Origin of the sequence: Litorivivens sp. (assembly GCF_041625495.1) — a bacterium.
Taxonomy (GTDB): Bacteria; Pseudomonadota; Gammaproteobacteria; order Pseudomonadales; family Spongiibacteraceae; genus Litorivivens.
Map to the genome: position 1 here is coordinate 1 of NZ_JBFJTH010000063.1, position 19,972 is coordinate 19,972.

Here is a 19,972-nt window from a genome sequence, read left to right on the forward strand (position 1 = left end):
AAAGCCAAGCGCCTAGTTGAGCATAAACGCGATGTGGTGATTCTGCTCGACTCTATCACCCGCCTGGCCCGCGCCTACAACACCATCGTGCCCAGCTCAGGCAAGGTACTGACTGGTGGTGTCGACGCCCATGCACTGGAGCGCCCCAAGCGCTTTTTCGGTGCCGCGCGTAATGTGGAAGAAGGCGGCAGCCTCTCCATTATCGCCACCGCGCTGATCGATACCGGATCCAAAATGGACGAGGTTATCTACGAAGAGTTCAAGGGCACCGGCAACATGGAACTCCACCTTGACCGCAAGATCGCGGAAAAGCGTGTTTATCCGGCCATTAACATCCGCCGCTCCGGTACCCGCCGCGAAGAACTTCTTACCGGCGAAGACGAACTGCAGCGCATGTGGATTCTGCGCAAACTGCTGCATGGCATGGAAGATACACCGGCCGTTGAGTTCCTGCTGGACAAACTGAAAGACACCAAGACCAACAACGACTTTTTTGATTCGATGAAGCGCAAGTAACGCCACGATATCTGTGGTGTTACTCAGGCTACGGTGGGAGCGGGCCTTGCCCGCGAACCCCACCGCAGTGCGGCAAAATTCGCGAGCACAGCGCGCTCCCAAAACACACGTCACACAGCACAGCCAATGAAATACGCCGATCTCAGAGACTTCATTGCCCACCTCGAAGCCATCGGTGAGCTAAAGCGCATTACCCACCCTGTCGATCCAAAACTGGAGATGACGGAAATCTGCGATCGGGTTTTGCGCGCCGGCGGCCCTGCGCTGCTGTTTGAAAACCCTATTGGCTTTTCCATGCCCGTGCTCGCCAATCTGTTTGGCACCGAAAAGCGCGTAGCGCTTGGCATGGGCCAGGAATCCATTTCTGCATTAAGCGAAGTGGGCGAAGTACTCGCGTTTCTGCGCCAGCCCGATCCACCCAAGGGGTTGCGCGACGCTTGGAACAAAGCTCCCATTTTCAAACAAGTGTTGAATATGGCGCCCAAGCAACTACGCAGCGCCCCCTGCCAAGATATCGTGCTGGAAGGCGACGCGGTTGATCTCAACCAAATTCCGATTCAAACCTGCTGGCCGGACGATGCCGCACCACTGGTAACCTGGCCGCTGGTAATTACTCGCGGACCCAACAAAGAGCGGCAGAATCTCGGCATTTATCGTATGCAACTGATCGGCCGCAACAAGCTGATCATGCGCTGGCTGTCGCATCGCGGCGGCGCGCTGGATTTTCAGGAGTTCAAGGCACTGCACCCCGGTGAAAACTATCCGGTTTCAGTTGCTCTTGGCGCCGACCCTGCCACCGTGCTCGGCGCAGTGACCCCTGTACCCGACACCATCAGCGAATACGGCTTTGCCGGCTTGTTGCGCGGCTCAAAAACCGAAGTCGTTAAATCGCTTAGCAATGACTTGCAGGTTCCCGCCAGCGCCGAAATCATTCTCGAAGGCTACATTGCACCGGATGAAATGGCCGACGAAGGCCCCTTTGGGGACCATACTGGGTACTACAATGAAGTAGAGCGCTTTCCGGTGTTTACCGTGACGCATATTACGCACCGGCCGAATCCGATCTATCACAGCACCTATACCGGCCGCCCACCGGATGAACCGGCCGTCCTAGGGCTGGCACTGAACGAAGTGTTTGTACCGATTATCAAGCGACAGTTTCCTGAAATCGTAGACTTTTATCTGCCGCCAGAAGGGTGCTCCTATCGCATGGCGGTGGTCACCATGAAGAAGCAATATCCGGGTCATGCCAAACGCGTGATGTTTGGCGTGTGGTCCTTCCTGCGCCAGTTTATGTACACAAAGTTTGTGATTGTCACAGACGATGACGTAAACGCCCGCGATTGGAACGATGTAATCTGGGCCATGACCACGCGCATGGACCCGGCCCGCGATACCGTACTGGTGGAAAACACGCCTATCGATTACCTGGATTTCGCCTCTCCGGTTTCCGGTCTCGGCTCCAAGATGGGGATGGACGCCACCAACAAGTGGGAAGGCGAGACTGATCGGGAGTGGGGACGACCGATTGTGATGAACGATGAGGTAAAACAGCGGGTAGATGCCATGTGGAAAGATCTGGGCCTGTCGACAGACAGCTGAGTTTGCCCAAACCCATGACACTGCCACCGCTCGCCCTCTACCTTCATATTCCATGGTGCATTCGCAAATGTCCCTATTGCGACTTCAATTCTCACGAGCAAAAGCAAGCTCTGCCTGAAGCGTCATACATCGATGCCCTGCTGGAAGATCTGAACCACGATCTCGAGTTTGTTCAAGACCGTCCGATTCACTCGGTGTTTATCGGCGGTGGCACGCCCAGCCTGTTTTCCGCTCAAGCTTACGACACCTTGTTTCGCGCCTTACGCACTAAGCTTTCATTCAGCGATGACTGTGAAATCACGCTGGAAGCCAACCCCGGCACCTTCGAGCAGGAAAAGTTTGAGGGTTACCGCGCAGCTGGTATTAACCGACTGTCATTGGGCGTGCAGAGCTTTCAGGATGTGCAGCTGGAAAAACTGGGGCGCATTCACAGCAGCAACGAAGCACAGCATGCGATTGCCAGCGCTCAGGCAGTTGGCTTTGACCGCATTAACGTCGACCTGATGCACGGCCTGCCCGAGCAAACCACTCGCGACGCACTGGACGATATCAGCCGCGCCCTCGACAGCGGCGTCAGCCACCTGTCTTGGTACCAGCTAACCATTGAACCCAACACCCACTTTTACAACGCACCACCCACCCTGCCAGTGGAGGATACGCTCGCCGATATTCAGCAGGCCGGCCAGAGGCTCATCGCAGGCCGGGGCTTGCAGCAGTATGAGGTATCTGCCTATGCCGCGCCCGGCGAAGAAAGCCGTCACAACCTGAACTACTGGCAGTTTGGCGATTACCTCGCCCTGGGTGCCGGTGCTCACGGCAAAGTCACTCGCAATGGCAGTATTACTCGCTACCAAAAGACCCGCCTGCCAGATCATTACTTGCAGCGCGCCGGTTCGCGCACAGCACAATCGCAAGATATCGCGGCCGCTGATCTGCCCTTTGAATTCGCTATGAATGCACTGCGCTTGAATCACGGCTTTGCCCTGTCTCTGTTCAGCTTACGCACCGGCCTGGATCCAACATCAATAATGCCGATCATCGACAGACTCTGCGCGCTGGAACTACTGGAATGCCGCAATGAGCAGGTACACTGCACAGCGCTCGGCCAGCGATATCTGAACGATGTGGTCGCTCACTTCCTACCGTGATTGACGCATCTTCGCCCCTGATTGCCTGGGGCCAGCTGTGGTAAACTTACTCTCCAGATTTTCAACCAACATTTTTCAACGACAGGTGTAGAACATGGCTGATTTCCGGTCGAAAACCTCAACCGCCGGACGCAATATGGCTGGCGCCCGTGCCCTGTGGCGCGCAACGGGCATGAAAGACGAAGATTTCCAGAAGCCGATAATCGCGGTCGCCAACTCTTTTACCCAATTTGTACCCGGACACGTTCACCTGAAAGATATGGGTCAGCTGGTTGCCCGCGAAATCGAACGAGCCGGTGGCGTCGCCAAGGAATTCAACACCATTGCGGTGGACGACGGTATCGCCATGGGCCACGACGGCATGCTCTACAGCCTGCCCTCACGCGACCTGATCGCCGATTCGGTGGAATACATGGTTAACGCCCACTGCGCCGATGCGCTGGTGTGCATTTCCAACTGCGACAAAATCACGCCCGGAATGCTTAACGCCGCTATGCGTCTGAACATTCCGGTGATCTTTGTTTCCGGCGGCCCCATGGAAGCTGGTAAAACCAAACTGGCCGACCACGGCCTGGATCTGGTCGACGCCATGGTCATTGCTGCCGACAGCAGCGTCAGCGATGAAGTGGTTGCCGAATACGAGCGCTCCGCCTGCCCGACCTGTGGTTCCTGCTCCGGCATGTTTACCGCCAATTCTATGAACTGTCTGACTGAGGCGCTGGGCCTATCTCTGCCCGGCAACGGCTCACTGCTGGCCACCCACGCAGATCGTCGCGAACTGTTCCTGGAAGCGGGACGTCGCATTGTCGATCTGGCCATGCGCTTTTACCGAGACAACGACGCCTCGGTTCTGCCGCGCAATATTGGCAGCTTCAAAGCATTTGAAAATGCAATGAGCCTCGATATCGCCATGGGCGGCTCCACCAACACTATTCTCCACTTGCTTGCTGCTGCGCAGGAAGCAGAGCTGGAATTCACTATGCAGGACATTGACCGCTTGTCGCGCAAGGTTCCGCAATTGTGCAAGGTGGCTCCCAACACCCAGAAATACCACATGGAAGACGTGCACCGCGCCGGCGGCGTGGTTGGTATTTTGTCAGAACTGCACCGCGCCGGCCTGCTGCACGGCGACTGTCCTACCGTACACAGCGCCACTATGGCTGAAGGCCTGGCAAAGTGGGACATCACAACCACCCAGGACGAAGCCGTAAAAACCTTTTACAAGGCAGGCCCCGCTGGCATCCCCACTCAGGAAGCTTTTAGCCAGAGCACCCGCTGGCCAAGTGTGGACAGCGACCGCGCCAACGGTTGTATTCGTTCATTGGAAAACGCCTTCTCGCTTGAAGGTGGTCTTGCGGTACTGTTTGGCAATATCGCGGAAAACGGCTGCGTGGTTAAAACTTCAGGCGTGGATGACAGCATTCTGGTGTTTGAAGGCCCAGCCCATATCTGCGAAAGCCAGGAAGATGCCGTCAGCGATATTCTCGCGGACAAGGTCAAAGCTGGCGACGTGGTCATTGTGCGCTACGAAGGCCCCAAAGGCGGCCCGGGCATGCAGGAAATGCTGTATCCGACCAGCTATATAAAGTCCAAAGGGCTAGGCAAAGCCTGCGCACTGTTAACGGATGGTCGCTTTTCCGGCGGCACCTCTGGCCTGTCTATCGGTCACGCATCACCCGAAGCAGCAGCGGGCGGCGCCATCGCGCTGGTAGAACAGGGCGACATCATCAAGATCGATATTCCCAACCGCACCATCAATGTGGACCTCAGCGATACTGAACTGGCCGAGCGCCGCAAAGCGATGGAAGCCAAAGGCGACGCCGCGTGGAAACCGGTGAAACCGCGCCCGCGCAAAGTTTCCACCGCCCTGAAGGCCTACGCCATGATGGCAACCAGTGCCGACCGCGGCGCGGTGCGCGATCTGGATCAGATAACTCGCTAGGCCCACGCTGAACGAAACCGGCAACAAAGGCACACTACGGTGTGCCTTTTTTTATGGCGCTACGTAAACCCAGGTAGATAAGCTTTCGTTTAGGTGCTCGTGAATACCGCTACATATCGATTGCTGAAGCACACTACATTACGTTTAGCGTTTTTATTTACGCACTTTAAACGACGGCAGCTTATCCCCGATACGCGCCGCCATGGCAGCACCCAAGGCCTGCAGACCATTGAAAGGTCGGATCATCACTTCAAAATCCGTAATCAGACCCTGCTCGTCAAAGCGGATCATGTCGATCCCCTTTACCGAACGGTCGCCGACATCGGCACTGAATTCCAGCACCACATTGAGCCCATCGTCGCTGGCAAACTGGCGGTGATAGGTTAAGTTTTCAAACACCGTTATCACCGTGCTGAGCGCCATCACCAGCGCCTCGGCCGGTGCATACGGGTTGATTGACATGGGCGACCGGAAAGTTGCCTCCGGGTGCACAATACTCTCAAGGGCCTTCAGGTCGGCCCGCTCAACCATGTCATGCCAAGTGGTCAAAGACTGCGCCACCGCGGGGTGCAAATTTTCTGGAATGTCCAACACCGCACTCTCCTCAATCAAGAATAATAGACGGGGCGCTTACAGCGCCGCCGCCAGGGTAGTGCCCTGCCAAATAGCCCGCTTGGCGTCCAGCTCCGCCGCCACATCAGCGCCACCAATCACATGCACCTTCAGACCAGCCGCTTCAAGTTCATCAGCCAGTTGACGCTGCGGTTCCTGACCGGCGCAAATCACAACGGTGTCTACCGGCAAGACCGATTCACCGTCAGCGGTTTCAATATGCAGGCCGTCATCATCAATGCGGCGATAGGACACACCCGGGGCCATCTGCACACCCTTGGCCGCCAACGAACGGCGATGTATCCAACCCGTCGTCGTGCCCAGCTGCGCACCCACCTTGCTAGCCTTGCGCTGCAGCAAATGCAGGCTTTTGGCCGCCGGAGTCACGTCTGCGGCTTTCAGGCCTCCGGCCTCTCCGTAGTCGGTATCCACGCCCCATTCGCGGAAAAAGGTCTCGACGTAGTCGCTGGGGTCATTGCCAGCATCCCCCCGGTGCGCGAGATATTCCGCCACATCAAAACCAATACCACCGGCACCCACAATCGCCACAGAGTCGCCAACCTGTACGCGATCATTCAGCACGTCGAGATAGCTGACAACTTTCGGGTGATCAATGCCGGGAATAGCGGGAGTGCGCGGTAAAATTCCTGTCGCAATGACGATGTCATCGAAACCACCAGCTTCCAGATCAGAAGAGCTAACACGAACACCAAGGCGCAACTCGATACCAAGAAGTTCGATCTGGCGTCGGAAATAACGCAAGGTTTCGCTGAATTCGTCTTTACCGGGAATGCGCCTGGCGATATTAAATTGCCCGCCGATATCCGCATCCGCATCAAATAGCGTCACGCGATGCCCACGCTCTGCTGCACTAACCGCACAACTCAACCCGGCAGGACCTGCGCCAACAATCGCGACATGCCGCGACTGCTCTACCGGCTCCAATTTCAGCTCAGTTTCATGACAGGCGCGCGGGTTTACCAAGCATGAGGTAATCTTGCCCGAGAAGGTATGGTCGAGACAGGCCTGATTACAGCCAATGCAGGTGTTGATCTCATCGGCCCGCCCCTCGCGCGCTTTGCGAACAAACTGCGAGTCTGCCAGAAACGGTCGTGCCATCGACACCATGTTACAGCTGCCATCTGCCAACAACTGTTCCGCCACCTCCGGCGTGTTGATTCGGTTGCTCGCCACCACCGGGATGCTGACCTCACCCATCAGGCGCCGTGTTACCCAAGAAAACGCCCCACGGGGCACCTTGGTGGCAATCGTGGGAACCCGCGCTTCGTGCCAACCTATCCCGCTGTTCAGTATGGTGGCCCCGGCCGCTTCAATGGCGCGCGCCAACTGCACCACTTCGTCCCAACTGGAACCGCCCTCCACGAGATCCAGCATGGACAGTCGATAGATGATGATAAAGTTCGGGCCTACTCGCTCTCGCACTCGCCGCACAATCTCCAGCGGGAACCGTATACGGTTCTCATAACTTCCGCCCCAGCGGTCATCGCGCTTGTTGGTGCGCTGCACGATAAATTCGTTAATCAGGTAGCCTTCCGACCCCATGATCTCAACACCGTCGTAACCCGCGTACTGGGCCAAAGCAGCGCAGTTCACGTAGTCCTCGATGGTTTTTTCAACTTCATCGTCGGTCAGCGCATGGGGTGTGGCGCTATTGATCGGCGCCCGAATCGCGCTGGGCGCCACCAGGTCCTGATGATAGGCATAGCGGCCGAAGTGCAGGATCTGCATAGCAATTTTGCCACCGGCGTCGTGCACCGCCGATGTAATGATGCGGTGCTCGTCAGCTTCGGCTTCGGTGGTGAGTTTGGCGCCGCCGGGCAATGGCCGTCCCTCGTCATTCGGCGCAATACCGCCGGTAACCATTAAGCCCACTTCGCCGCGCGCCCGCTCCGCATAAAACGCGGCCATGCGCTCAAAACCGTGTTCTGCTTCTTCTAAACCCACATGCATGGAGCCCATCAATACGGGATTGCGCAGCGTGGTAAAACCAAGGTCCAGCGGGCGGGTAAGGTGAGGGTAGTGGGTCATGAGATCGCCTTTAATGCAACTAGTTGCAATTAATCCTACACCAATTGCAACTAGTTGCAAATAGCGCTGATTCAGGCACACTTTACCTCTGCAATGCACCCCACCCGGATTCCGACATGTCGCTGCGCCACGCCCTGCTGACCGCCCTAATTGAAAAGCCTGCATCGGGCCTTGATCTCGCCAAGCGTTTTGACCGCTCCATCGGCTATTTCTGGAGCGCCACCCATCAGCAGATTTACAAAGAGCTAGGCCGTATGGAGAGCGACGGGCTGATTGAATCCACCCCGGAAGAGAACGCACGCGGGGTCAAGAAAATCCACCGGGTGCTGGGCAAAGGACGCCAGGAATTGAAACGCTGGGTGGCCGAATGCGGCGAGCCAGCGCCGCTGCGCGATCCCCTGATGGTGCGTCTGCGAGCAGAAGGCGCGATAGGCCCTGCCGGGCTTGCCAAGTCGCTACAGGCACTGCGCGAAGAACATGTTGCCAAGCGTGCTCTGTATCAAGAATTTGAAGCTCGTGATTTCAGCAAGGCACCGTCAGACCGGGCAGCAGCCTTGCGCCACGTGGTGCTCAAGGCCGGGCTGAAACACGAAAATTACTGGATAGAAGTGCTGGACGAGGCCCTCTCGGTACTCGCCCAGGATGATGATTAGCGCTATACGCCCGCTTTCCAGCGGTTGGTGATGGGATAGCGCCGGTCACGACCAAAACCGCGCTGGGTGATGCGTGTACCGATTGGCGCCTGGCGGCGCTTGTATTCATTGATGTCTACCAGCCGCACCACCCGTTCCACCTCGGCGCGATCAAACCCCATCGCAATGATAGATTCGGCACTTTCATCGCGCTCGATGTAGTGCTCAAGAATCTGGTCCAGGATTTCATAGGGAGGCAGCGAATCTTCGTCTTTCTGATCTGGCGCCAGTTCAGCTGACGGGGGCCGGTCGATCACCCGCTGGGGAATGGCCGGCGACAGCGTATTGCGGTAACGCGACAGTGCAAATACACGCTGTTTTGACACATCCTTCAACACATCGAACCCTCCCGCCATATCGCCATAGAGGGTCGAGTAACCTACTGCCATCTCACTTTTATTGCCCGTTGTCAGTACCAGATAGCCCTTCTTGTTGGAGATGGCCATCAGCAACACACCGCGAATCCTCGCCTGCATGTTTTCTTCAGTGGTGTCACGTTTGAGGCCTGCAAACTCGTCACTGAGAGCTTCGGTAAAGGCATCAAACATTGGCTCAATGGAAATCACCTTGTAGGTCACCCCCAAAGTCTCCGCCTCTTTGGCCGCGTCTTCCAGACTCATACTGGAGGTGTACTTGAACGGCATCATCACGGCTTCGACCCGCTCGGCACCCAGCGCATCCACCGCAATTGCCAGCGTCAATGCCGAATCGATGCCACCGGACAGACCGAGGACAACACCCTTGAATCCATTTTTGTTCACATAGTCGCGCACGCCAACCACCAACGCATCGTAGATGGTGGCGAGCTCGGCGGGCTGTTCAGCGAGATCTTCACGCCTCACCGTACAGCCGTCCGCTGTCTTCTCAAGCGTGACCGGCAGCAGCTCTTCATCAATATGATGAGCACGCGTACACACGCCACCCTGCGCATCCATTGCGAACGACCCGCCATCAAACACCAACTCATCCTGGGCGCCAACCTGATTCACGTACAGCACCGGCACCGAATTCTCGGCACAGCGCTTGGCCACCACCGCCTCGCGCTCCGCCTGCTTGCCGACGTGATAGGGCGAGGCATTCAGATTCACAATCACTTGCGCACCAGCGGCAACAGCTTTCGCCGCCGGTTCCGGTGACCAGATATCCTCACAGACGGTGACCCCAAAGCGCAGCCCTTTCAATTCAAAAACCGTCGCACCCTCGCCCTCGGCGAAGTAACGCACTTCGTCAAAGACCCGATAATTGGGCAGTTTCTGTTTGCAGTAGGTGCTCTCTAGTTTGCCGTCTCGCAACAAAGCCGCTGCGTTATAGAGTCTGCCGCCACGATGCACCGGCAAACCTATCAACAGCGCTATCTGCTTCGAGGCCGGCAGCAACGCTTCCAGCGCGGCTTTCACACGAATTTCAAGACTGGGCCGCAGCAACAGATCTTCAGGCGGGTACCCGGTCAAGGCCAGTTCCGGAAAGACCACCAGATCGGCGCGCTGGGCAACAGCCTGCTCGACAGCTTCGCGAATCCGCTCCCCATTGCCGGCAATATCACCAACCACCGTATTGATCTGCGCCATCACGACGCGCACTTCAGAGCTCATTTCTACTCCGCACCACACTCAATGAAAGCAGGCATTCTAGCAGAACTGGCTGATCGCATCCCGCTGCATGAGGCGGTACACTTAGGCCTTCTCACGCTAGGCACTTTCCATGCAGCATACCGCCGAGAATCGCCAGAACTGGGCTCTGCTCGTCATCTATTCGGGTTACCGCTCGCTGCTGGCATTAATCCTCACCATCATGTTTCTGCTTACTGCCGACGATCCGGTCGTGGGCAAACATGAACCGCTGGTGTTTATCACCACCGCCGGCGCGTTTTCGTGCTTCGCGGTGGTACTTCTTTTTTACCAACTGATCAGCGCGCGAGTCGGCAATTCGGCGCAGGTTTTTTCGGCCCTGTTGCTCGACATTCTGGCACTGGTATTGATCCACCACAGCTCGGCAGACGACGCTAACGGCATGGCTCTTTTGGTGATGCCCACGGTTGCCGCTGGCAACATGCTCCTGTCGGCCCGGCTAGGCACTCTGCTCGCCGCAATGGCGTCCATCACCGTGATTGCCGACAGCTTCTATCGGGTATTTTACGAACAGCAAAGCAGTGCCGAATTTGCCGGCGCCGGCCTGCTGGGCATGGCATTTTTCACCACCAGCCTAGCCGTGCAATACCTCTCGCGCCGCATTGTTTCAGCTCAGGCGCTGGCCGAAGCCCACGAGGCCGACGTGCAACAACTGCTGAAGATCAGCGAGCGCATTGTGCAAAACATGCGCACCGGCATTATGGTGCTGAGCCGCGATGGCATTATCCGCCTGATCAACGATGCTGCCGCCGAAATGGTGGGCATGAGCTACCGCAACAACCAGATGCCACAGCTTGCCCCTCTGCCGCTACGCGAAGCACTTAAACAGGAGCAGCGCGAGCACACACAGGAAGAAACTGACGGCGAAATGGCTCACAACGGTGCGATACGCCAACGATCCATGGAAGCGCTACATGCTGCACTGCACAGCGACCGCCGACAACACACCCAGTTTCGGATGCAGGAGTCAGGCCGCACTCTGCAGGTGCATCGAGCCAACCTGAGCGAAGACGATCAGGACACCGTGCTGCTATTCATCGAAGATGTCAGTCAGCTGGCGCAGCAGGCGCAGCAGATGAAACTCGCCTCTCTGGGTCAGTTCACTGCCAGTATTGCCCACGAAATCCGCAACCCGCTTGGTGCGATCAGCCATGCCGCCCAACTGCTGGCAGAATCTGAATCACTTGATGCCACCGACCAACGACTGATCGACATTGTGCAGCAGCAATCAGGTCGTATGAATAATATCATCGAGAATATTCTGCAGCTGTCACGGCGCAAAAACCCCCAACCTATGGCGTTTGACTTACACAACTGGCTGCACGAGTATTGCCGCGACTACGAGGCATCCACACCCGATGCCTGCACGCTTGCTGTGGCTGCAGAGGGCCAGCGTTTCACCGTCAACGTGGACCAGGATCAGCTGCATCAGCTGCTTACTGTTCTTGTGGACAACGGCCTGCGCTACAGTCATAAGGCTACCGGCGAGCGTCGTGTTGGCCTGTTTTTGCGTGACGCTCAAAGTCACCCGGCGCCTACTCTCGAGGTGATTGACGACGGTCCCGGTGTGAGCGAAGAATATGTCGAGCGCTTGTTTGAACCCTTTTTTACCACCGAGCCCCAAGGTACTGGCCTGGGGCTTTATATCTGCAAAGAGCTTTGCGAAGCCAACCAGATGAACATAACCTGGCTTCGCAACAATGACGGCAAGAGTTGCTTTCGGCTATCCTTCAGCCATCCCATGCGCCGTCACAGTATTGATTAAGGCCCAATCACGCCACTATGAAACATAACCCGATCCTCATTATTGACGACGAACCCGACATCCGCGAGCTGCTGGATTTGACACTAATGCGCATGGGTTACACCACGCACAGCGCTCAAAACCTCAAAGAAGCCTATCGCCTGCTTGACGCACATAACTTTGCCCTTTGCCTGACGGATATGAAGCTGCCCGACGGCAGCGGACTGGACATCATCAAACACTTGCAGGAAAGTCCGGTAGAGATACCTGTAGCGGTAATTACAGCCTTTGGCAGTGTCGAGCTGGCCACGGAATCACTCAAGGCCGGAGCTTTTGATTTCATCTCCAAGCCGATTGATCTGGATCGCCTGCGAACGCTGGTAAAAAACGCGGTTAGCCTCGAAAGCCAGGAAGCCGGTGCAGACCTCATGCAGAGTACCAGCCGTCTGATTGGCGAAACCCAGCATATGGTGTCACTGCGCAAACAGATTACTAAACTGAGCCGCAGCCTGGCACCGGTGTATATCAGCGGCGAATCCGGCAGCGGCAAGGAAGTGGTTGCGCGACTGATACACACCAGCGGCCCGCGCAGCGATGGCCCATTTGTGCCGGTGAACTGCGGCGCCATTCCATCCGAACTCATGGAAAGCGAATTCTTTGGCCACACCAAGGGCAGCTTTACCGGCGCCAGCAGCGATAAAGCCGGCCTGTTCGAAGCGGCCAATGGCGGCACACTGTTTCTCGACGAGATCGCTGATTTACCCCTGAATATGCAGGTCAAACTACTGCGCGCCATCCAGAACAAGAGCGTGCGCCCGATCGGATCCAACAAAGAAGTCAGCGTAGATGTTCGTTTGCTAAGCGCGACCCACAAAGACCTTGCACTGCAGGTTGAGGCCGGACATTTTCGTACCGACCTGTTCTATCGCATCAATGTTATCGAGGTAAAAGTACCTGCTCTGCGCGAGCGCGTTGACGACATACCCTTGCTCGCCAAAACCATTCTTGACCGACTGTGCGCTGACTGGGGTATCGCCACCCCAACATTGACACCGGATGCTCTCGGCGCCCTCACCAGCTACGCCTTTCCCGGCAATGTGCGCGAACTGGAAAACATTCTGGAGCGCGCCGTCACTCTGTGTGACGACGACACCATTGACGTCGATGACCTGCAACTACCCAGCCCCAGCAACGGCATTGGCAGCACTCCCCAGAAAGGGATTGAAGCGGCCTTTGGCGACTTGGAGGGATACCTGCAGGATATTGAACGCGCCGCCATTGAAGCGGCGCTGGAGCACACTGGGGGCAATAAAACAGAAGCGGCGGAGTTACTGGGTTTAAGTTTTCGGCAGTTCCGCTATCGTGCGAAAAAGATTCTGGAATAGCCTTGTGCAAATCGTCAGTCGTCCGGAGTAAGACCACTGACGATTGTGCTTACTAGCCCTTCTTGTAGGGCTGCGCACCATTGACGATCAGATTCTCGTAGTTCTCGCCCATCGCATCACAGTACTTGGTGTAACCATCAAGAATGGCCGGCGCATCAATGACCGAGATGATATTGCCCTCGTCGTCCATATTGATATTGGCGCCATAAATCGCAAACCAGACTTCCGTAGGCCCGTCCTGCTTTTCCGGCACGGTCAAGGTGTGTACTGAACCGGCAGGCTCAAACAGGTAGGAGCCGGGCTTGTTAACCTGATCCGGATATTCCTTGTAAAACCACTCTCCCTTGAGGGTTACCGCAAACACCGAGCCCGTATGGTAATGCTTGTCGATGGCAAAGCCCGGCATAAAACGGTTCTTCACCACCCACAGTCCCTGATTCAGGTCTACCTGCAACAGCTGCGACTGACTCCCGTCGGGCGACATGAGCCAGGGCATATCGTTGTCTTCCAACAGCAGGGTTTCCGCAGAGCCCACCGTGGGGATGATAGGTCGGTTTTCGAACTCCGCTATTAATGCTTCTATTTTTGCCTGATCCATCGCCATCTCCTGTGAACACGTTAATTCTATAAAGCCTATCGGTGGCGCCGTAAAAACTCCATGACAAATCCGTCACCCGCGGCATTTGTGCGCCTTATTGTCGATATTGCGCGTCAACCTCCACACCCACTCGCGGTATAATGGCAGCGCCGTAACCGGATGGAAGCCCCCGCGTGACAAGGACAGCCCTCGACCAGCTGGTCGACATACTTCGCCTGGAAAAACTCGATGAAAACCTCTATCGCGGTCAAAGTGAGGTGACCGACTGGGGCCGTGTGTACGGCGGCCAGGTTATCGGCCAGGCTCTATCTGCCGCCAAACAGCAGGTACCCGAGGATCGCGAGATCCACTCGCTGCATGCCTATTTTCTGCGCCCCGGCGACTCAGACCTTCCCATTATTTTTGAGGTGGAAAATACGCTCGACGCCGGCACTATTTCCAATCGTCGAGTCAAGGCCATGCAGAAAGGCAACCCCATCTGTTTTATGACCAGCTCCTTTCAAGTGCCTCTGCCCGGCTTTGATCACGCTTCGACCATGCCCGAGGTGCCGGCACCGGAAACGCTGGAAACCGGCCTTGAATTGTTCCAGGACAACATACGCCGCACGCCAGAAGACTGGTTACCGAAATTTTCCGCCCTGAAGGCCATTGATTTTCGGCTAGTGGAAAAACAGAACATACTGCAACCACAACGAATGGCACCGCGGTGGCACCTCTGGATGCGAGCCAATGGCCAGCTGCCCAACGATCAGCGCATACATCAGTACGCCTTGGCATACGCCTCGGACTTTCTGTTTCTGGGCGCTGCCACCCAGCCCCACGAGGTATCGTTCTTTACCGAAGGGTTGCGCATGGCCACCATCGACCACAGTCTGTGGTTTCATCGCCCCTTTGATTTTAACGACTGGCTGCTCTATGCCATAGACAGCCCCAGCGCGTCTAACGGACGAGGTTTTGTGCGTGGCCAGATCTTCAATCGAGCCGGACAACTGGTTGCCAGCACCGCACAGGAAGGCATCATGCGCTTTAAGGCCACGAGCAGCGAAAACTCATAGTAACTCGGCCAGTGTGATGCCAACCAGATTGGCAATGGCGTAGCCAAACACACCGCACAGCAGTGCAGGCGTTACCAGATTGTGCCAACCCTTGGCCACCGCCATCGCCGCCGCAGTGGGCGGACTGAGAATACAGGCATTGGACGCCACCGCCAGCTCGGCGCCATTGAGCTTCAGCCAGCGCCCAAACAGTGACAGCAGTACCAGGTGAGTGGTGAGCAAAATGCCGGTAAACAGCATGATTTGCGCACCTTCAGTGGCCGCCAGCACAAAATTGATCTGCACACCGATCACGGCGAAAAAGCAGTAAATCAGTATCTGGCCCACTTCATAGTGCCCATGCAGGCGCGCTGCCTGCCGTGGCGCCACAGTGGCGAACGTCACACTGAGCAGAGTAATCATTAGAAATTTTGCCGGCGGGTAATCCAGCAGACTGGCTGTCCACTCACTCAGCACACAGATCATGGCACTCATGGCAAGCGACGCCCCCAGGCTGGCGGCCGTAATCGAGCGCCGCTCCGCCGCCATAGCGCCGACAGGCAGCGCCGCATCCCGAATCGGCTCAGGGCTGAACCAGCGCCATAGCCGAGGCATGCTTGGCAGCGTCAACAGCAGCGCCAGAAAAGGCACCGCCACGGCGAACACCGAGGCCACAGCCACGCCCATCATTGGGTCGCTCGCCATGTCCATGGCCACGGCCACAGACCCGGCATTGGCACTTCCACCAATAAAGCCCGCCGTAAGAATACCGACCCACACCCCTTCTTCGGCCCCCAGATTAACCAGTGGCAGTGCGATCAGCGCACCGACGACGGTCGCACTCGCAGCCCCCAGAAACGCGAGGATTACGCGCCCGGACTCACGCCAGATACGGCGCAGATCCGCCTGAAACAGCAACATGGGCAGCGACAGCGGCACAAAATCTCGCACCACCATCGTGTAGACATCAGCGCTGCGCGGCAACACATCCAGACCACTGAGCAAGGCGGGAAAGAGGATAATAAACAGCACACCAAACTGCCCGATTCGGGGCCGGGTTTCCATTGCCATACCCAACGCGACTATAACGAGCACAGCGGTAAGCACGGCAAAATCGTGGTCGGGCGAGATCAGAGACATGGTAAGCACAGCCTTTATTATGATTTTGGTCGAAGGTCGCGCCGTATTGTGAAGATTGGTGGCTGAAGCCGCAAGCAAACCCCAGAAATGATAAAGTGGGGAACACTCAGTCCAACGATGCTCGCTATGCCGCAACCACCCGTTTTCGACAACTCATACGCCCGTTTACCCGCGCAGTTCTTTCACCGCCAACATGCTGAGTCTGTGCCCGCCCCCAGCCTGATTCGAATCAACACGCCCTTGTGCACACAACTGGGAATCGACAAGACATGGCTGGAATCCAGCGCCGGACTGGATATGCTCAGCGGCCGCGCTTTTCCCGATAGCGCAGACCCTATTGCCACTGTCTACGCGGGCTTCCAATTCGGCTCCTGGAACCCCCAGCTCGGTGACGGCCGAGCCTTGCTGATTGGTGAAATCGTTGCCCCGGACGGGCATCGCTACGACATACAACTCAAAGGCTCGGGGCGTACCCCCTACTCCCGGGGCGGCGACGGTAAATCGCCACTGGGCCCGGTACTGCGCGAATACCTTGTGAGCGAGGCAATGCACGCGCTGGGTGTACCCACCAGCCGCGCGCTAGGCGCCGTCACCACCGGCGATACGGTTTATCGGGACAACGCGCTGCCCGGCGCCATTCTCACGCGGGTAGCGAGCAGTCATATTCGGGTGGGAACGGCACAATTCTTTGCCTCGCGCGATGACAGGCAGGCGCTCAGCGCGTTGTGCGATCATGTGATTGCGCGTCACTATCCGCATGCTGCCGATAGCGCCAATCCGGTGCAGGCCATGCTGAATGCCGTGATCGGCGCACAGGCCAATCTGATTGCACAATGGCAGGGGCTTGGCTTTATTCACGGCGTAATGAATACCGACAATATGTTGTTGTGCGGTGAAACGATCGATTACGGCCCCTGCGCATTTATGGAAAGCTACGACCCCGCCACGGTGTTCAGCTCCATTGATCACGGCGGCCGCTACGCCTATGGCAATCAACCTCACATCGCGCACTGGAACCTGGCAGGCCTTGCGCAAGCCGTCTTGCCGCTGTTGCACACCGACGAAGACGAGGCGGTCAAGATCGCCCAGTCCGAAGTCAATGCATTTCCAGAGCGCTTTGTCGCCGCCTACCAAAAGGTACTGGCGAACAAGCTGGGGCTATCTGATTTCACTGACAGCGATGACGAACTGTTAAAAGATTTCCTCACTCTGCTCAAACAGGAAAAGGCCGACTTCACCCTGGCCTTCCGTCGCCTGGCTGAACGCGCCAGTGGCCGTGAGCTTGTGAAAACACTGTGGGATTTCCCCTCCTCATTTAGTGATTGGCTGCAACGCTGGGATGAGCGTATCGCTCGGGACTCGCAGAGCAGCGAATCACGAGCCGCGCAGATGCAGCGCGCCAACCCACTGTATATTCCGCGCAATCACCGGGTAGAGGAAGCGATCAACGCGGCCTACAAAGGAGATTTTTTGCCTTTCAACCAGTTGCTTGAGGTGATAGGACAACCGTTCGACGACCGAGGAGAGTGGCTGGACTATGCGCGTCCGGCCGCGCCGGAAGAGGCAGTTTGCCAGACGTTTTGCGGAACGTAACTTTAACTTCTCTGAGCAGTACGCTCTGATTGTAGAGTTGAGGTCTTGTTTACTCTAAGGCCTGTTTCGCCCAGCCGGGCGAGCGACCTTTGGCCTGCGCCTCTTGGCGCCTACAAGGCGCCAGAGTGCCACTGGTCGTACAACCCTTTAATTATATCTTCGCAAACAAAAAAGGCCCTCATGTGAGGGCCTTTGAGTCATCTGCGAGCAGGCAAATCTTAATCCTCACACTGCGCATCATAAGACTCTGCGTCCATCAGATTCTCCAGCTCACCCAGCTCTTCCGGCTGAAGACGGAAAAACCAGCCATCGTCGTAGGGTGATGCGTTAATCACTTCGGGCGATTCTTCCAGAGCTTCATTGATGGCAATTACTTCTCCACTCACTGGCGCATAGATATCTGAAGCAGCCTTAACAGACTCCACCACGCCGATCTCTTCCCCGGCACTGTATGTCGCACCGACTTCCGGCAGTTCGACAAACACCACATCACCCAGTGCATCCTGAGCGTGCTCGGTGATACCCACAGTAATGGTGCCGTCGGCCTCAAGGCGTGCCCACTCGTGGCTGCTGGCGTATTTCAGTTCGCTGGGCGAGTTGCTCATGGTATTTTCCCGGTCATCGCAAAAATGCGCATTCTACCGCCGCTGTTCACAAATAAAAACTGTGCGCGGCTGAATAGCGGCTATTTCACCGTGCGTTTGATGCTGATGATCACGGGCACCAGCCCCAACAGTACGATGGTAAGGGCTGGCAACGCGGCGCGCTGCCACTCACCTTCCGAGGTCATTTCGTAAATCCTCACCGCGAGCGTATCCCAGCCATAAGGCCGCAACAGCAGCGTAGCCGGCATCTCCTTAATAACGTCGACAAACACCAGAATGGCAGCCGTCAGCAGTCCTGGGCGCAGCATCGGCAGATAGATGCGCCACAAAACCTCCAGCGGGGTTGCACCAAGGGTCCGCGCCGCATCGGGAATCGAGGGCTTGATGCGCAACAGCGCTGCATCAATCGGACCGCTGGCCACGGCCAGAAAACGAATCCAGTACGCCGCAAGAAGGGCCATCACGGTTCCCACCAGCAGGGAACGATTTTCGAGACCCAGCCAATCCTGCAACGGAAACAGCAACTGCTTTTCAATGGCGGTAAAAGAAATCACTACACCCACAGCCAACACCGAACCGGGCAGAGCATACCCGAGCTGAGCCAGGTCAAAAAATGCGCGCTGCCTAACCGTCGAGCGCCAGCGGGTAAAGGACAGCAGGGCAGCAATCGCTACGGTGATGACGGCAGCCTGCAGGGCCAGTGACAGGGAGTGCCACAGCAACGCCATAAAGCGCGCATCTATTTGCGCCCGACCAACCTCAAAGGCCCAAACCAGCATCTGCGCCACCGGCAGGAAAAAAGCGATCGTCAACACTAGCGCGCAGTAGGCCGCAACCAGCCACCCCAGCAGTGGCGTCAGCGTATGGCGAAAGTGATGATGTAGCTGACCACCCTGCACGTAGCGACGCTTACCGCGCAGACGCTTTTCAGCAAACAGGGTCAGCGCCACAAACAGCAGCAGCAACGACGCCAACTGCGCCGCTGCCTGCAAACTGAAAAACCCAAACCAGGCTTTGTAGATTGCCGTGGTAAACGTGTCGTAATTGAAAACCGCTACGGTGCCGAAGTCCGCCAGAGTTTCCATCAGCGCCAGTGACACGCCGGCAATAATCGCAGGCCGAGCCATCGGCAGTGCCACGCGAAAAAAGGCGCCCCACGCACTCACACCCAGACTGCGCGCCGCCTCGATGGTATCACTGCTTTGCGACAGGAAGGCGCTGCGCGCCAGCATGTAGACGTAGGGATACAACACAAGCGCCAGCACGAGTATGACCACCACCTCGTGGCGAACATCCACCAGTGGCAGGCCCATTTCCCGCGACAAAAACGTTTGCAACGGGCCACTGAAATCAAACAGCCCCAACACCACAAAGGCCAGCACATAGGCGGGCACGGCCATCGGCAGCATCAGTAACCATTCGAATTTTGCGCGCCCGGGAAACTCACACATCACTACCAGCCAGGCGAGGCTGATACCCAGCAACGACACCGTGAGCCCCACCCCCACCAGCAGCACCAGGGTGTTGCGCAACAGCCCCGAGAGCTGCGTGGCGATCAGGTGCTGCCATATCTCGGTCTGATCAGAGCCCCAGCTGAAGACCACCACAAGAATGGGCGCCAGCACAGCCAGCACAGCTATCGAAGCGGTAATCCGCGACAGGGGGCGCAGGCTTCGCTGGCCCG

The 19,972-nt window shown here is 56.9% G+C and carries 15 protein-coding genes and 1 pseudogene; 9 read left to right on the top strand and 7 right to left on the bottom strand.

The window, feature by feature from the left end:
• The 4 genes and pseudogenes from rho to ilvD all read left to right on the top strand — a co-directional run.
• Positions 1-516, top strand: a pseudogene (gene rho / locus ABYP39_RS09200) (transcription termination factor Rho); the annotation flags it as partial.
• Between the two features lie 126 nt (positions 517-642).
• Positions 643-2,118: a 4-hydroxy-3-polyprenylbenzoate decarboxylase gene (gene ubiD / locus ABYP39_RS09205; protein WP_372782183.1), complete on the top strand. Its 1,476-nt coding sequence runs from the start codon at positions 643-645 to the stop codon at positions 2,116-2,118.
• Between the two features lie 14 nt (positions 2,119-2,132).
• The gene (gene hemW / locus ABYP39_RS09210) at positions 2,133-3,266 is read left to right on the top strand and encodes a radical SAM family heme chaperone HemW (RefSeq protein WP_372749242.1); all 1,134 of its coding nucleotides are present in this window, start codon (positions 2,133-2,135) and stop codon (positions 3,264-3,266) included.
• A gap of 94 nt (positions 3,267-3,360) precedes the next feature.
• Positions 3,361-5,208, top strand: a complete 1,848-nt coding sequence (gene ilvD, locus ABYP39_RS09215; protein ID WP_372758386.1) for a dihydroxy-acid dehydratase — start codon at positions 3,361-3,363, stop codon at positions 5,206-5,208.
• 153 nt (positions 5,209-5,361) lie between these two features.
• Here ilvD and ABYP39_RS09220 read toward each other — a convergent pair whose 3' ends face one another.
• Both ABYP39_RS09220 and ABYP39_RS09225 read right to left on the bottom strand, forming a co-directional pair.
• The gene (locus ABYP39_RS09220; protein WP_372749071.1) at positions 5,362-5,802 is read right to left on the bottom strand and encodes a nuclear transport factor 2 family protein; all 441 of its coding nucleotides are present in this window, start codon (positions 5,800-5,802) and stop codon (positions 5,362-5,364) included.
• 36 nt (positions 5,803-5,838) lie between these two features.
• The gene (locus ABYP39_RS09225; RefSeq protein WP_372758387.1) at positions 5,839-7,869 is read right to left on the bottom strand and encodes an FAD-dependent oxidoreductase; all 2,031 of its coding nucleotides are present in this window, start codon (positions 7,867-7,869) and stop codon (positions 5,839-5,841) included.
• A 116-nt stretch (positions 7,870-7,985) separates the two neighbouring features.
• On the opposite strand from ABYP39_RS09225, the gene ABYP39_RS09230 reads away from it, so the two are divergent.
• Complete coding sequence (locus ABYP39_RS09230; protein ID WP_372749073.1) at positions 7,986-8,522, top strand: PadR family transcriptional regulator; 537 nt, start codon at positions 7,986-7,988, stop codon at positions 8,520-8,522.
• Positions 8,523-8,524: 2 nt separating this feature from the next.
• Here the strand turns inward: ABYP39_RS09230 and ABYP39_RS09235 are convergent, their stop codons facing one another.
• Entirely contained in the window at positions 8,525-10,153 is a 1,629-nt protein-coding gene (locus ABYP39_RS09235; RefSeq protein ID WP_372782185.1) for an NAD+ synthase, read from the bottom strand.
• Positions 10,154-10,262: 109 nt separating this feature from the next.
• Here ABYP39_RS09235 and ABYP39_RS09240 point away from each other — a divergent pair, with 109 nt between their 5' ends.
• A complete protein-coding gene (locus ABYP39_RS09240) occupies positions 10,263-11,954 on the top strand; it encodes a PAS domain-containing sensor histidine kinase (RefSeq protein ID WP_372758388.1) in 1,692 nt (563 codons plus the stop codon).
• 17 nt (positions 11,955-11,971) lie between these two features.
• Positions 11,972-13,318, top strand: coding sequence for a sigma-54-dependent transcriptional regulator (locus ABYP39_RS09245; protein WP_372782187.1), 1,347 nt, complete (start codon positions 11,972-11,974; stop codon positions 13,316-13,318).
• A gap of 52 nt (positions 13,319-13,370) precedes the next feature.
• Here the strand turns inward: ABYP39_RS09245 and ABYP39_RS09250 are convergent, their stop codons facing one another.
• Positions 13,371-13,916: a 2,4'-dihydroxyacetophenone dioxygenase family protein gene (locus ABYP39_RS09250; RefSeq protein ID WP_372748605.1), complete on the bottom strand. Its 546-nt coding sequence runs from the start codon at positions 13,914-13,916 to the stop codon at positions 13,371-13,373.
• A gap of 173 nt (positions 13,917-14,089) precedes the next feature.
• Here ABYP39_RS09250 and ABYP39_RS09255 point away from each other — a divergent pair, with 173 nt between their 5' ends.
• Positions 14,090-14,971 carry an acyl-CoA thioesterase domain-containing protein gene (locus ABYP39_RS09255; protein WP_372782189.1) on the top strand — a complete coding sequence of 294 codons (882 nt, stop codon included), beginning with the start codon at positions 14,090-14,092 and terminating at the stop codon, positions 14,969-14,971.
• On the opposite strand, the gene ABYP39_RS09260 is transcribed toward ABYP39_RS09255, so the two are convergent.
• On the bottom strand, positions 14,966-16,090 hold the full coding sequence (locus ABYP39_RS09260) for a DUF819 domain-containing protein (RefSeq protein ID WP_372748607.1): 1,125 nt from the start codon (positions 16,088-16,090) through the stop codon (positions 14,966-14,968). The genes ABYP39_RS09255 and ABYP39_RS09260 overlap by 6 nt on opposite strands.
• Positions 16,091-16,216: 126 nt before the next feature.
• Here ABYP39_RS09260 and ABYP39_RS09265 point away from each other — a divergent pair, with 126 nt between their 5' ends.
• A complete protein-coding gene (locus tag ABYP39_RS09265) occupies positions 16,217-17,683 on the top strand; it encodes a YdiU family protein (RefSeq protein WP_372782193.1) in 1,467 nt (488 codons plus the stop codon).
• A 218-nt stretch (positions 17,684-17,901) separates the two neighbouring features.
• On the opposite strand, the gene gcvH is transcribed toward ABYP39_RS09265, so the two are convergent.
• Both gcvH and ABYP39_RS09275 read right to left on the bottom strand, forming a co-directional pair.
• Positions 17,902-18,288, bottom strand: coding sequence for a glycine cleavage system protein GcvH (gene gcvH, locus ABYP39_RS09270; protein ID WP_372748608.1), 387 nt, complete (start codon positions 18,286-18,288; stop codon positions 17,902-17,904).
• Between the two features lie 80 nt (positions 18,289-18,368).
• Positions 18,369-19,972, bottom strand: a 1,604-nt coding sequence (locus ABYP39_RS09275) for an ABC transporter permease (RefSeq protein ID WP_372782191.1), incomplete at its 5' end; no start/stop codon positions are given.

Bases quoted from the DNA above. Each gene is read 5' to 3' on its own strand.
- ABYP39_RS09260 (WP_372748607.1), bottom strand. From the start codon at position 16,090: ATGTCTCTGATCTCGCCCGACCACGATTTTGCCGTGCTTACCGCTGTG.
- ABYP39_RS09265 (WP_372782193.1), top strand. From the start codon at position 16,217: ATGCCGCAACCACCCGTTTTCGACAACTCATACGCCCGTTTACCCGCG.
- gcvH (WP_372748608.1), bottom strand. From the start codon at position 18,288: ATGAGCAACTCGCCCAGCGAACTGAAATACGCCAGCAGCCACGAGTGG.
- ABYP39_RS09245 (WP_372782187.1), top strand. From the start codon at position 11,972: ATGAAACATAACCCGATCCTCATTATTGACGACGAACCCGACATCCGC.
- ABYP39_RS09230 (WP_372749073.1), top strand. From the start codon at position 7,986: ATGTCGCTGCGCCACGCCCTGCTGACCGCCCTAATTGAAAAGCCTGCA.
- ABYP39_RS09225 (WP_372758387.1), bottom strand. From the start codon at position 7,869: ATGACCCACTACCCTCACCTTACCCGCCCGCTGGACCTTGGTTTTACC.
- ABYP39_RS09240 (WP_372758388.1), top strand. From the start codon at position 10,263: ATGCAGCATACCGCCGAGAATCGCCAGAACTGGGCTCTGCTCGTCATC.
- ABYP39_RS09235 (WP_372782185.1), bottom strand. From the start codon at position 10,153: ATGAGCTCTGAAGTGCGCGTCGTGATGGCGCAGATCAATACGGTGGTT.
- ubiD (WP_372782183.1), top strand. From the start codon at position 643: ATGAAATACGCCGATCTCAGAGACTTCATTGCCCACCTCGAAGCCATC.
- ABYP39_RS09250 (WP_372748605.1), bottom strand. From the start codon at position 13,916: ATGGATCAGGCAAAAATAGAAGCATTAATAGCGGAGTTCGAAAACCGA.
- hemW (WP_372749242.1), top strand. From the start codon at position 2,133: ATGACACTGCCACCGCTCGCCCTCTACCTTCATATTCCATGGTGCATT.
- ilvD (WP_372758386.1), top strand. From the start codon at position 3,361: ATGGCTGATTTCCGGTCGAAAACCTCAACCGCCGGACGCAATATGGCT.